Raw genomic sequence first — 12619 nt, 5'->3', positions numbered from 1 at the left:
ACCTTGGTCTTACTCGCCGGCCGCGCCGGCGCGCACGCAATCGATCTGGCGCACCAGGGCCGAGACCGAGCGCACTTGCATTTTTGCCATGACGCGCCCGCGATGCACCTTGACCGTCTTTTCGGCGGTGCCGAGGGCGGCGGCAATCTGCTTGTTGAGCGCGCCTTCAATCACCAGCTCCAGGACGTCGCGCTCGCGCGCCGTCAGGCTCGCCAGGCGCGCCAGGATGGCGGCGCGTTCGGCGCCGCGCCGCTGCGCCTCGCGGTTGCGCGCGAAAGCGAGTTCGATGGCGGCGATCAGGCGCTCGTCGTCGACCGGCTTGGTCAGGAAATCGGCGGCGCCGAGCTTCATGGCGCGGATTCCGCTGTCGAGGTCGCCATGGCCGGTGAGAAAGATTACCGGCAGCATGCTGGCGCGCGCCGCCAGTTGCTGCTGCAGGGCCAGGCCGCCCATCTGCGGCATGTCCAGGTCGAGCACCAGGCAGCCCGCTTGCAGGGCGGCGCCGCTGTCGAGGAAGGCGTGCGGGCAGGAAAACGCCCGCACCGCATAGCCGGCCGCATCGAGCAAGCGCGTCAGGGCGGTCAGTACCAGCGCCTGGTCGTCCACAAGGAAGACGGTCTGGGCCGGCGTCATGGCAATGGCGCGCGCAGCGGCAGGGACAGGTAAAACGTGGCGCCCGGGCCAGCGTTGTTCTCGGCCCACAGGCGCCCGCCATGGGCCTGCGCGATGTTGCGGCAAATCGACAGTCCCAGGCCCATGCCGCTCGCCTTGGTGGTGAAGAAGGGCGTAAACAGCTGCGCCATCGCGGCCGGGGCGATGCCGGCGCCGCTGTCGCACACGCTCAGCAGTACCGTGCGCTCCGGCCCGAAGGCGCTGCGCAGCAGCACCAGGCTGTCGTCCTTGCCGCGCTCGGCCATGGCGTCGCAGGCATTGATCAGCAGATTGATCAGCACTTGCTGGAGCTGCACCTTGTCGGCATCGACCACGGCCGCGCCCGCGCCCAGGTCGAGCGCCAGGATCACCCCATGGTTGATCAGGTCGTTGCGCAGCAGGTGCGCCACTTCCGCCACCAGGGTGTCGATGGCGACCGGCTGCGGCAGCGTTTCGCGCTTGTCGAACAGGCGCCGCAGGCGTTCGATGATCTGGCCGGCGCGCTCGTCTTCCGAGACGATGTCGGCCAGGATGGCGCGCACCTGGTCGAGGCGCGGCGGCTGCTGGCGCAGGTAGCGCAGGGCCGCCTGGGCATTGCTGAGGATGGACGTGAGCGGCTGGTTCAGTTCATGCGCCATGGCCCCGGTCAGCTCGCCCATCAGGGCCACGCGCGCCAGGTGGGTCACTTCCTTGCGCATCTGCTCGATGTCGAGTTCGCTGCGGCGGCGCGTGCTGATGTCGAACGAGACCCCGCGCAGCAGGCGCGCCGTGCCGCTCGCGTCGGCCTCCACGTTGCCCTGCGAGCCGATCCAGCGCAAGCTGCCGTCCGGCAGTTCGATGCGGTACTCGGTCTCGTAGCGCTGGCGCGTGGCCAGCGCCTGCGCCAGGATGGCCTGCACCCCGGCGCGGTCGTCCGCATGGATGCGCCGCATAAAGTCGTCGATGCCGACCTCGTGCGAGGGGTCGAAGGCGAACAGGACGCGCCAGTCGGGCGAAGTCCACAGCACGCCGCTGTCGAGGTCGCGTACCCAGATTCCCAGCCGCGCCGCGCTGGCGGCCAGGGCCAGGCGCTCCTCGCTTTCGCGGCGCGCCGCGCGGGCGCCGTGCAGATCCTGGCCGGCGCGCGTCAGCGCCGTACCCAGCGCGTTAGCTTCCCGGAAATACAAGGGAGGAATCGCCAGGCGCGCCTGCTGGCCGAGCGCATGCGCCGGTTCGACCAGGGCCTGGACCGAGCTGGCGATCTGGCCGCCGATGCGCCAGGCCAGCGCCAGGCCGATGCCGAGCGCGCCCACGGTGGCGGCGATCAGCCAGCGCAGCGAGCGGTACAAGCCCTGCGTCAATTCATCGAGCGGAATGCCGACGATGGTGCTCCAGCCGGACGACGCGGAGCGGCTGAACACGGTATACACGCGGATCCCGTCCAGGGTCTGCGATTCGACCGCATCTTCGCTGTGCGCGGCCAGGCGCGCCTTGAGCGCGGGCGGGATTTCCTTGGCCAGGAATTTCTCGATGGCATGGCTACGCGCCGCCACCAGGCCGTTGCGGTCGACCAGCGCCGCGCGCCAGCTGACGGGCAAGCCTTGCACCTTCAGCACTTGCGCCAGCTGGGCATGGGTGGCGGTGGCATTGAGCGTCATCACGATGCTGCCGCCCTGCCGGATGGGCACGCCCATGGAATAGATATAGTCGCCGCTGAGCGGGCCGATGAACAGGTCCGACACCCCCGGCTGGCCGCTGGCAAGGATGCGGCGCAGCAGCGGCGTGCTGCGCAGCTTGGGCAAGGCCTGGCCGAACGGGCGCCGGGTCGACATCAGCAGCGCGCCGTCGGTGCCGACCAGCACGATGCTGTCGGCGCGCATGTTGACCAGGGCGCTGCGGGCGCGCGTATGAAAGCCGGCCAGGTCGCCCACCTCCAGCATGCGCGAGGTCCCGAGTGCCTGCAGCGCCACGATGGTGCTGTCGAATTCGCGGTCGAGCGCGGCGGTGATGGCGCGCACCCGCGCGCGCGTGTCGTCGATCAGCTGGCGGCGCTCGGTGGCATACAGATTTTCGATCAGGAACACCCCGATCGCCGCCAGCGGCAACACCGAGCCGAGCACCAGCGCAGCCAGCCGTACCCGCACGCCGGGCGCGTTCGAGAGGTCGGCATGCATGGCGAGGCGCATCGGCAAGCTCCAGTCCGGGAGAAGTGCAGCGGATCCCCATTCAATCATAATTTGCAAGCCTGACGAAGCCATTTGTTGATATTTGTCACAATATTGCAGGAAAGGGCAACAGGCGCCGGGGCGGCCGCGCGCACGCCTGCGTTCCGCCCCCCGCCGCGTTCTTGCAATATGATGGGAGGCACCACCACCACAACGCGCTTGCATGGCCCACATTCATCCCAGCGGCTGGCAAGCCATGTCGGTCACCGGCACCGCCGTGCGCGAGACCGACTTCATCCTCGTCGCGCCGAGCGGGCGCCTGCTGCTGACCGAACAGACATCGGACCTGCACAGATTTAACGGCTGATCTACAACGCCGCTCAGCTACCGCTTACTCCTTTGCGGCATGCGCCAAGCCGAGCTTGCAATCAAGCTCGGGTATGAGTAGAGCTACCTAGCCGCGATCGAACCGGGCTCGAAGGGGACCGCCAGGCGACGCTATCACAAGCCGGCTCGTAGAGCGGATGAAACTGGACGGGCCCTGGCAGGGGCGTGTGCGCGTTGCCCTGGACGCGTCGCAGCGTCGGATTGTGTTGCCGGACGGTGCTTCGGAGGACCGTGCAGGGACCGACGGAACAAGGTGCCGGACAACAACAAGCTCAAGGCGCCGGCACGCGAGCGGGGCTGAGCGCGATAAAAACCCAGCTTGCGCAAGAGAGCGCGGTCAGCAGCGCGCCCTGCTGGTGCAGCAAAGCAAAAGCGTGGGCCATGGCCGCGCGCCGGGCCGGGTCGATCCATGCCGCCAGGCCAGCGTCGGCCAGGCAGGCCGGCGCCACGATCCGCACACCCAGCGCCAGCAGCAGGATCAGCACCAGCAGCGCCCCCAGCGCCAGCACGGCAGCGCCATGCCCGGGCGCCGCCATCCTGATGCGCGCACCGAGCCCGAGCACCAGCGCCAGCGCCAGCGCCTGGCGCAGGGCATCATTGAGCAGGCAGGCCGGCCAGGCAAGGGCGGCGCCGGCGGACAGCCCCGGCGCCGGCAGGGTGCTGCGTTCAAAGAACTGGTCCGGCACATACAGCAGGGCAAGCGCCGCCATCATGGCGAGCAGGGCGGCGCGCGGCGCCGTCAGATCCGCACCGCTTTCCATTTACCCTGGCGGAACAGGTAAATCCCGGCGATGGCCATCGCCGTCTCGGCCGAGACGATGGCGATATACACGCCGTCCGGTCCCAGCCGCAAGGCAGTCGCCAGGTAATACGCGAACGGGATCTGGAACAGCCAGAAACCGACCAGGCTCAGGATGGTCGGGGTGCGGGTGTCGCCGGCGCCGTTGAAGGATTGGTTGATCACCATGCCATAAGCATAGAAGACATAGCCGGCGCTGACGAACTGCAGGCAGCGCGTGCCGTGCAGGATCACTTCCTCGTCGACCGTAAACAGCGCCACGATCTTGCGGGCGAACAGCATGAACACCACGGTGACGGCCGCCAGGAACAGCATGTTGAGGAAGCCGGTGCGCCATACCGACTGTTCGGCCCGCTCTGGCTTGTCGGCCCCCAGGTTCTGGCCGACCAGGGTCGCGGCGGCGTTCGCCATTCCCCAGGACGGCAGGATAGCGAAGACGATGACCCGGATTGCGATCGTGTAACCGGCCAGGGCCGCGCTGCCGAACGGCGCCATGATGCGCACCAGGAAAATCCAGCTGGCCGCCCCGATCAGAAATTGCGCAGTGGCGCCGGCGGCCACCTTCAGCAGGTTGACGATCGTTTCCGGATTCGGCCGGAAGTTGCCGGCATTGATCTTGACGACGCTCTTGCCGCTGAACAGGTAGTAGACCTGGTACAGCACCCCGGCGCCGCGCCCGATATTGGTGGCGATCGCCGCGCCCTCCACGCCGCAGGCGGGCACCGGCCCGAAACCGAAGATGAACATCGGGTCCAGCACCAGGTTCAGGCCGTTGGCGATGATCAGGGCGCGCATCGCGGCCGAGGCCTCCCCGGCGCCGCGGAAGATGCCGTTCATCACGAACAGCATGACGATCGTGATATTGCCTGTCAGCATCCAATAGGTATACCCGGCATAGTTGTCGACCACGCGCCGGCTGGCGCCCATCAACCCCAGCAGCTGGTCCGACCACAGCAGGCCGATCAGCATGACCACCAGCGAGAAGCCCAGGCCCAGGTAAATCGCCTGCACGCCGACCTCGGCGGCGGAGACGCGGTCCTTTTCGCCGATCCTGCGCGCCACCATCGCCGTCGCGCCGATCCCCAGGCCCATGGCCACCGAATACACCAGGGTCAGCATCGATTCGGTCAGCACCACGGCGGCCAGCGCATCGTTATCGTTGAGCTGGCTGACATAAAACACATCGGCGATGGCGAACAGCGCTTCCATCGCCATCTCCAGGATCATCGGCACGGACAGGAGAAAAATGGCGCGGTTGATGCTACCGTCGGTAAATTCCTGCTGGTCTCCCCGCAAGGCCTGCCGCAGCAGGGAAAACACCGACGTTTGTTTCGAAGCTGGCATGATGATTCCTTAAAAAAATCCCGCGCCGCCAAGGTCGAGGGCAGGCGGGCGATGAGCTTCTGCCGCGCAGGGTACTTAGCTGTGATCGACGATCTTGTTGATGCGGTCGCCGTCGAACGAGAATTCCGACCTGCCGCTCAGTTCGAGCAGGGACCCGGCCGCCGGCCCGTCCGGGATGTCCAGGCACAAGCGGCCCCGGTAAGCGATGCTGGCGACAACGCAGTCTTGCGCGTGACCGAGTTCGGTGATGCGCTGCTCGCGCTCCGAGAACATGGTCTTGGACTGTTCGGCCAGCCGCTTGAACTCGTCGGCGCCCCTGGCCGCCACCGTCAGCGTGCCTTGCGAATAATTTTCGAACTCCACTTCGGGCGACAGCACCGCCATCATGCCGTCGATATCGAAGGCGTTGTAGGCGGCTAGGTAACGCGCGATCAGGGTGTGTTTTTCCGTCTCTTTCATGCTTCCTCCATACAAAGAATAAGTTTCCCTCAATGTTTCATCGTTCCTGACAATCTTATGCATGAATCGCCTCCCGTGGTTGAACTTTGCTGCCGCCGCGTCGTTTCTGCGCCGCGGCGATGCCGCATGCATGAAAACCGTGTCTTTTCTCACTCCGGAAGGCCCACTGCCGGCCTGTCCGCCCGCCGCTCCGCCTGCGCCGCCGGCGCGCCGGCGCGCCTGGCGGCGACACGGTCGACGACGGTATAAAACAGCGGCACGAAAAATATCGCCAGGAAGGTCGCCGCCAGCATGCCGCCCATGACCCCGGTGCCGACCGAGCGCCGCGCTTCGGCGCCGGCGCCGGAGGAAAACGCCAGCGGCAGCACCCCGAGAATGAAGGCAAGCGACGTCATCAGGATCGGACGGAAGCGCAGGCGCGCCGCCTCGATGGCCGCCACGGCGCTGTCGCAGCCCTCGCCGCTCTTGAGCACAGCGAACTCGACGATCAGGATGGCATTTTTCGCGGCCAGGCCCAGCAGCGTGACCAGGCCGATCTGGAAGTACACATCGTTGGCCAGGCCGCGCATGGCCACCGCGACCAGGGCGCCGAAGAGACCGAACGGCAAGGCCAGCAAGACCGGCAAGGGCAGCAGCCATCGTTCGTGCTGCGCCGCCAGGATCAAAAACACCATGAACGCGGCCATGGCCAGGGTCAGCCCGGTGCTGCCGGCCGCCCGTTTTTCCTGGAACGAGGCGCCGCTCCAATCGAGGCTGATACCGGGCGGCAGCACCTCGCGGGCGATGCGCTCGATCTCGGCCAGCGCCTGTCCCGAACTGTAGCCAGGCGCGGCGCTGCCGATCATCGGCAGCGCCGGCAGGTTGTTAAAGCGCGCCAGGCTGTCGGCGCCACTGCTGAACTCGACCTTGGCAAAAGCCGACAGCGGCACCATCCTGCCGTGCTCGCTGCGCACGAAAATCCTGCCGATGTCGTCGGGCCGCTGGCGGTACTGGATGTCGGCCGAGAGCAGCACCTGCCAGGCGCGCCCGGATTTATTGAAGTCGTTGACGTAATAAGTCCCGAGCATGGCCGAGACGGTGTTGAAGGCACTGTCGAGCGCGATGCCGAGCGCCTTGGCCTTGTCGCGGTCGACATTGATGTGCAGTTGCGGCGAGGATGGCCGCGACAGCGTCTGCACGCCCGCCAGCACGCCGCTCTTGCCCGCCGCGGCGAGCAGCGCCTGCATGCCTTCCTGCAGCCGGGCGTTGCCGCCCTCGCCATGGTTTTGCAGGTAGAACTCGATCCCGCCGGTATTGCCCAGGCCCGGAATGGCGGGCGGATTGAAGGCCACCGCCAGCGCTTCCTTGATGCCCGCAGTCTTGGCGAAAAACTCGCCCACCAGCGCCTGGGTGGAAACGCTGCGCCGGCTCCAGTCCTGCTGGGTCACGACAAAGGTCGCGGCGCTGTTCTTGAAGCCGCCGCCGATGAAATCGAGTCCGGTGAAGGCGATCACATCCTTGTTGGCCGGGTTCGAGCGGATCGCCGCCAGCGCCTCGCCCACCACGCTGTCGGTGCGCTGCAGCGAGGCGCCGTCGGGCAGGTACAGGGCCGCGATGTAGTAGCCCTGGTCTTCGTCCGGCACCAGCGAACCGGGAATCGTCCTCCACAAGCCGGCCGTGAGCGCCACCATGGCCGCGAACAGGACCAAGCCGAGCGCGCTGCGCTTGATCATCCAGGCCACCGCGCCGGTATAGCGCCGCGTGACGGCGGCGAACCAGGCGTTAAACCAGCGAAAGAACCCATGCGGCTCGCGCCGGGCGGGACCGAGCAGCAGCACGCACAGGGCCGGGGTCAGGGTCAGCGCCACCACGCCCGACAACACCACCGCCATCGAGATGGTGACGGCAAACTGCCGGTACAGCACGCCCGTGAGGCCGCCCAGGAAGGCGATCGGCACGAACACCGCGCACAAGGTCAGCACGATCGCCACCACCGGCCCGGTCACTTCCCGCATGGCCTGGAGCGCCGCCGCGCGCGCCGCCAGGTGCTGCTCGTGCATCAGGCGTTCGATGTTTTCGAGGACCACGATGGCGTCGTCGACGACGATGCCGATCGCCAGCACCATGCCGAACAGGGTCAGGGTATTGATCGAATAACCGAGCAGCAGGAGCCCGGCCAGGGTACCGATCAGCGACACCGGCACCGCCGCGAACGGAATCAGGGTGGCACGCCAGTTTTGCAGGAACAGGAACACCACCAGGAACACCAGCGCCATGGCTTCGGCCAGGGTCAGCAGCACCTCGCGGATCGACACCTCAACGAAGCGCGTGGTGTCGTACGGGATGGCGTGGCGCATGCCGTTCGGAAAACGCTGCGCCAGCGCCGCCACCTCCTGCTTGACCCGGGCCCCGGTCTGGAGCGCGTTGGCGCCGGACTTGAGATAAATGCCGACCAGGGTGGCCGGCTTGCCGTTGATGCGGCCGACGAAATCATAATCCCTGGCGCCCAGCTCGACCCGGGCGATGTCCTTCAGGCGCAGCTGGCTGCCGTCGGGCCTGGCGCGCACGATCACGTCGCCGAACTCCTGCGCCGTCTCCAGGCGCCCGCCGCTGGTGACGGTATAGACCAGTTGCTGCGCGGGGGCGGCCGGCGACTGGCCGATTCTGCCCGCCGCGAACTGCGCATTTTGCTCGTTGAGCGCGCGCGTCACGTCGTCCACGCCGACGTCCATCTGCGCCATCTTGTCGGGCTTGAGCCAGATCCGCATGGCGTAATCCTTGGCCCCGAAAATCTGCACGTTGCTGGTGCCGGGAATACGCTTGATCCGGTCCAGCACGTTGAGGGTGACATAGTTCGAGATCGCCAGGTCGTCCATGCCGCCGTCGGGCGCGTAGAACGCCACCACCTGCAGGAACGCGGTCGAGCCTTTTTCGACCACCACGCCCTGGCGCCGCACTTCCTGCGGCAGGCGGGCGTCGACCTGCTTGATCAGGTTGTTCACGTTCAGGGCCGCCAGATCGGCGTCGCTGCCCGGTTCGAACGTCAGGGCGATGCTGGCCACCCCGTTCGAAAACGAGGTCGAGGACATGTACATCAAGCCGTCGACGCTGCCGAGCGCGCTTTCGATCGGGGCCGCCACGGTCTGCTCGACCAGCGCCGCCGACGCGCCCGGATAGGTGGCAGTCACCTGGACCACCGGCGGCGTCAGGTCCGGATATTGCCCGACAGGCAGCGCGCCCGCCGAGGCCAGCCCGGCGATGATGATGAACAGCGAAGCGACCAGCGCCAGCACCGGGCGGTCGATGAAAAAACGTGACAGCATCTCAGCCTCCCTCGCCCGGCGCCGCGGCGCCCGGCTCCTTGGCCGGGCTCGCCTGCACCGGCGTGCCCGGCGCGCCAATGCGCGCCATGCCGTCGACGATCACCCGGTCGCCGGCGCGCAAGCCCTGGCGCACGATCCAGCTGCCGCCCTCCCCTTGCGGGCCGGGGCCGGCCGCCACCCAGTCGCCCGGCGTCACCGGGCGCGCCTCGGCCACCGCCTGCCCGGCCTGGTCCTGGCCGACGACATACACGAATTTTCCCTGCGGGCCGTCGAGCACGGCGCGCTGCGGCACCGCGATCGCCTGCGGGCGGATGGCGCCGATCAGCACCACGCGCACCATACGGCCCGGCGCCAGCGCGCCGCCGGGATTGGCGAACGCGGCGCGGGCGGCATAGCTGCCGGTGGCGGGGTCGGCTTTGTAGTCGCTGAAATCGAGCTTGCCGCTGGGCGCGAGCCAGGCGCCGGTCGAGCTTTTCAGCTTGATCAGATAGCCTTTGCCGGCCAGCCGTAGCGCTCCGGCCGCCAGGTCGGCCTGGATGTCCTGGTGCTCCTGCTCCGGGATCGAAAAATGCACATGCACCGGGTCGACCTGCGCCAGGGTAGCCAGCAGGCTGTCGCCGCCGGCCACGGCCAGCGCCCCTTCCACCTTCAGGGCGCGCCCGACGATGCCGGCGATCGGCGCGGACACGCGCGTGTAGCGCAGCTCCACGCGTGCGCTGGCGTGCCTGGCCTGGGCTTGCCGATGGCGCGCGCGCGCCAGCTCGAGCCGGCCCGCGGCATTGTCCCAGGCCTGCTGGCTGATAGCCCTGGCGTTGGCCAGCGGCTGCAGGCGCGCGTGTTCGCGCTGCGCCAGCCCGAGTTCGGCCTCGGTGCTGGCTGCGGCCGCGCCGGCTTCGTCCGCCGCGGCCGCGTACAAGGCCGATTCGATCTGGAACAGGGGCTGGCCCGCCTTGACCAGGCTGCCTTCCTGGTAAAAGCGCTTTTCGATGATGCCGTTCACGCGCGCCCTGATTTCCACTTCGCGCGAGCCGCTGGTCTGGCCGATGTATTCGAACGCGACCGGCAGGTCGCGCGCGCGCGCCACCTGGAACGCGACCGCGGGCGGCGCCGCCGCGGCCGCCCGCGCCGGATCGGCGGCGCGCCCGCAGGCGGCCAGCGCCAGCGGCAACAGTGGCGCCAGCGCCATGCGCGCCAGGGTTCGCTTCAAGTGATGTATCTGCATAAGTAGCTGGTCCCCTGTATGAAAAACCCCGCGCCGCGCTCCGCCTGCGCCCGCCCGCCCTAGCATGGCTCGGTGTCGAACCCGACTTCATCGAGCACCAGCCGCATGTCGGCCGCGCTGATGCCTGGATGTCCGGGACTGCTCAGCAACTGGCGCAGCGCGCGCTCGTAGCCGTCCAGCCAGGCGGCGATCACGGCATGCCCGTGCAACTGCGGCGAATACTTGACCGACAGTTCCAGTTCCCAGTTGCTGACCTGGGCGGCAATGTCGATCGCGTAGCGGCGCGGCGCGTCCGGGCTTTGCTCGGCGCTGAGCGAACCGGGCACGGCCGCCAGCAGGGCGTGCCCCTGCGCTGCGCTGTCGAACGAGCCCAGATAGTTGAAGCTGATCTGGCGCGGCGCCAGCGCGCGCAAGCGATGCGACGGCGGACACAGCCCCATGTGGGCGAGCATGCCCCATTCCAGGTCGCGCCCGCGCAGGGCGTCGGCGGCGGCGCGCACCGCTGCCAGGGCCTCGGACACATCGCGGCAGCCGGCGAAATCGAGCCTGAGCGGCGCGATCGAGGTGAACCAGCCGACGGTGCGTCCCAGGTCCTCCGGCATCACCCGGCTCAGCCTGCCGTGTCCCTCGACATCGAGCAGCACGGCCTGGCTGTCCATCCACGCCGCCAGGCTCCAGCCGACCGCGCCCAGCAAGAGCTCGTACACGCTGGCGTCGCCCAGCAGGCGCAAGGCCTCGATCGACACCACGCGGCTGGCGATGGCGGTGTCGGCCTCGCGCAGCGCGCGCCCGTCCACGCCCGGCAGCACCCCGGCCGGCTGCGCCAGGGTCGCGGCCCAGGCGTCGGCCAGGGCCGCGCCGTCGCTGCGCCGGGCCCGTTGCGCCAGGCGCCGGCTCCAGTCCAGGAAGCCGATGGCGGGGGCGGCGCCCACGCCGGCGCCGGGACGGCGCCGGGCGTCGAGCAGCAGGCGCAGTTCATCCTCCAGGATGCGCCAGGAAACTCCGTCGATGGCCGCATGGTGGATCACCAGCAGCAGCTGGGCCGTGCCGGCGTCGGCAAAGGCCAGGTGCGCGGCGCTGACCAGCACCCCGGCTTCGAGGTCGAGTCCGCGATGCATGGCGGACTCGATGGCGTCGACCGGCGCGCCCTCCTCGCCGCCGGCCAGCCGGTGCGCCGCGAACGCCAGGCTGGCCGCAGCCGTGCCGGCCGGCGCCAGGCGCCAGGCGCCCGTGCCATCGCAGCGGTACAGGCGCAGGCGCAAGGCGTCATGGCGCGCGATCAGGTCCAGCAGCGCGTCCTGGATCTGGGCCGGCGCCAGATCGGCGTCGAGCCGGTAGCGCATGCCCATCGTGAAATGGTCGCGCATCGCGCGCCGCTGCGCCCCCTCCAGCCACCAGCTGAAGATCGGCGGCACCGGCACCGGCACCGGCTGGCCGTCGTCGCCCCCCTCGTCGGCATCGGCCGCAGCCGGGTCGCGCTGCAGCGCCAGGTGGCCCAGCAGCGCGGCCACGGATTTGTGCTCGAACAGGTCGAGCGCGCTGAACTTCAGGCCGAGGTCGGCGGCGCGCGCCACCACCTGGATGGCGCGGATCGAGTCGCCCCCGTTGGCGAAGAAGTTGTCGTCCTCACTCAAGCCGGGGCGCACCAGCACGTCGCGAAACACCGCCAGCAGCGCGGCCGCGTGGGCCGGCGGCAGCGTGCCCGCCGGGCGCCGCGCGCCCCGGGTGCAATGCACCTGCGACGGCGCCACGCCCAGCATGGCGGCCACGCGCGCGCCGTCGGCGGCGCCGGCGGCGTCGATCTGGTACTGCACCAGCGCCGCCGGCAGCAGGCGCAGCACCGGGTGCGCCTGCGGGCACAGGCCGATCAGCTGGCGCGCGCCGCCAGCGTCCAGCGCCACGTGCAGCGAGGCCAGGCCCTGGCCCGGCGCGAGGCTGTCGAAGCCGCGCCGGCGCGCCAGCGTTACCATCTCGGGCGCCACCCCGGCGGCCATGCCAACCTGTTTCCACATGCTCCAATCGAGGCAGAAATGGCGGCGCTCGCCGCGCCGGGTTTGCCGCACGGCGTAGGCCGCCTGGTAGGCGCAGGCGCCGGCATACTCGGCGAAACCGGTGCCGCCGAACCAGCCGTTGACCGAACTGAAAGTCACCACCGGCGTGGTGCGCGCCCCCAGCGCGCGCTCGAGCGCATGGGTCAGCCCGATGCGGCGGGGGGGGGGGGCCCCCCCCGGGGGGGGGGGCGCCCGCGGGGGGGGGGGCCCCCCCCGCGGGGGGGGGGGGGCGGGCGGCGGGGGGGGGGGGGCCACCCCCC

9 protein-coding genes are annotated in these 12619 nt (G+C 69.2%); 1 reads left to right on the top strand and 8 read right to left on the bottom strand.

What is annotated here, in order from left to right; translation table 11 throughout:
• Positions 1-9: 9 nt before the first annotated feature.
• Positions 10-633: a response regulator transcription factor gene (locus tag F1609_RS31790; RefSeq protein WP_167081570.1), complete on the bottom strand. Its 624-nt coding sequence runs from the start codon at positions 631-633 to the stop codon at positions 10-12.
• Positions 630-2816, bottom strand: a complete 2187-nt coding sequence (locus tag F1609_RS31785) for a sensor histidine kinase (RefSeq protein WP_167081568.1) — start codon at positions 2814-2816, stop codon at positions 630-632. The genes F1609_RS31790 and F1609_RS31785 overlap by 4 nt, the downstream gene beginning before the upstream one ends.
• Positions 2817-3018: 202 nt before the next feature.
• Here F1609_RS31785 and F1609_RS31780 point away from each other — a divergent pair, with 202 nt between their 5' ends.
• Positions 3019-3162 (top strand): hypothetical protein, encoded by a 144-nt coding sequence (locus F1609_RS31780; protein WP_167081566.1) that lies wholly within the window; start codon positions 3019-3021, stop codon positions 3160-3162.
• Between the two features lie 292 nt (positions 3163-3454).
• Here the strand turns inward: F1609_RS31780 and F1609_RS31775 are convergent, their stop codons facing one another.
• The 6 genes from F1609_RS31775 to F1609_RS31750 form a co-directional block, all read right to left on the bottom strand.
• Positions 3455-3943, bottom strand: a complete 489-nt coding sequence (locus F1609_RS31775) for a hypothetical protein (protein WP_167081565.1) — start codon at positions 3941-3943, stop codon at positions 3455-3457.
• Positions 3922-5325, bottom strand: a complete 1404-nt coding sequence (locus tag F1609_RS31770; RefSeq protein ID WP_167081563.1) for an MATE family efflux transporter — start codon at positions 5323-5325, stop codon at positions 3922-3924. The genes F1609_RS31775 and F1609_RS31770 overlap by 22 nt, the downstream gene beginning before the upstream one ends.
• A 75-nt stretch (positions 5326-5400) precedes the next feature.
• Positions 5401-5784, bottom strand: coding sequence for a nuclear transport factor 2 family protein (locus tag F1609_RS31765; protein WP_167081561.1), 384 nt, complete (start codon positions 5782-5784; stop codon positions 5401-5403).
• Between the two features lie 149 nt (positions 5785-5933).
• Positions 5934-9086: an efflux RND transporter permease subunit gene (locus F1609_RS31760; RefSeq protein ID WP_167081559.1), complete on the bottom strand. Its 3153-nt coding sequence runs from the start codon at positions 9084-9086 to the stop codon at positions 5934-5936.
• Between the two features lies 1 nt (position 9087).
• Positions 9088-10293 carry an efflux RND transporter periplasmic adaptor subunit gene (locus F1609_RS31755; RefSeq protein ID WP_196785513.1) on the bottom strand — a complete coding sequence of 402 codons (1206 nt, stop codon included), beginning with the start codon at positions 10291-10293 and terminating at the stop codon, positions 9088-9090.
• 74 nt (positions 10294-10367) lie between these two features.
• On the bottom strand, positions 10368-12614 hold the full coding sequence (locus F1609_RS31750; RefSeq protein ID WP_441294937.1) for a condensation domain-containing protein: 2247 nt from the start codon (positions 12612-12614) through the stop codon (positions 10368-10370).
• Positions 12615-12619 lie beyond the last annotated feature (5 nt).

Source organism: Massilia aquatica (assembly GCF_011682045.1).
GTDB lineage: Bacteria > Pseudomonadota > Gammaproteobacteria > Burkholderiales > Burkholderiaceae_D > Telluria_A > Telluria_A aquatica.
This window is presented reverse-complemented; position numbering and strand designations above follow the sequence as displayed.

Bases quoted from the DNA above. Each gene is read 5' to 3' on its own strand.
- F1609_RS31770 (WP_167081563.1), bottom strand. From the start codon at position 5,325: ATGCCAGCTTCGAAACAAACGTCGGTGTTTTCCCTGCTGCGGCAGGCC.
- F1609_RS31775 (WP_167081565.1), bottom strand. From the start codon at position 3,943: ATGGAAAGCGGTGCGGATCTGACGGCGCCGCGCGCCGCCCTGCTCGCC.
- F1609_RS31760 (WP_167081559.1), bottom strand. From the start codon at position 9,086: ATGCTGTCACGTTTTTTCATCGACCGCCCGGTGCTGGCGCTGGTCGCT.
- F1609_RS31765 (WP_167081561.1), bottom strand. From the start codon at position 5,784: ATGAAAGAGACGGAAAAACACACCCTGATCGCGCGTTACCTAGCCGCC.
- F1609_RS31780 (WP_167081566.1), top strand. From the start codon at position 3,019: ATGGCCCACATTCATCCCAGCGGCTGGCAAGCCATGTCGGTCACCGGC.
- F1609_RS31790 (WP_167081570.1), bottom strand. From the start codon at position 633: ATGACGCCGGCCCAGACCGTCTTCCTTGTGGACGACCAGGCGCTGGTA.
- F1609_RS31785 (WP_167081568.1), bottom strand. From the start codon at position 2,816: ATGCGCCTCGCCATGCATGCCGACCTCTCGAACGCGCCCGGCGTGCGG.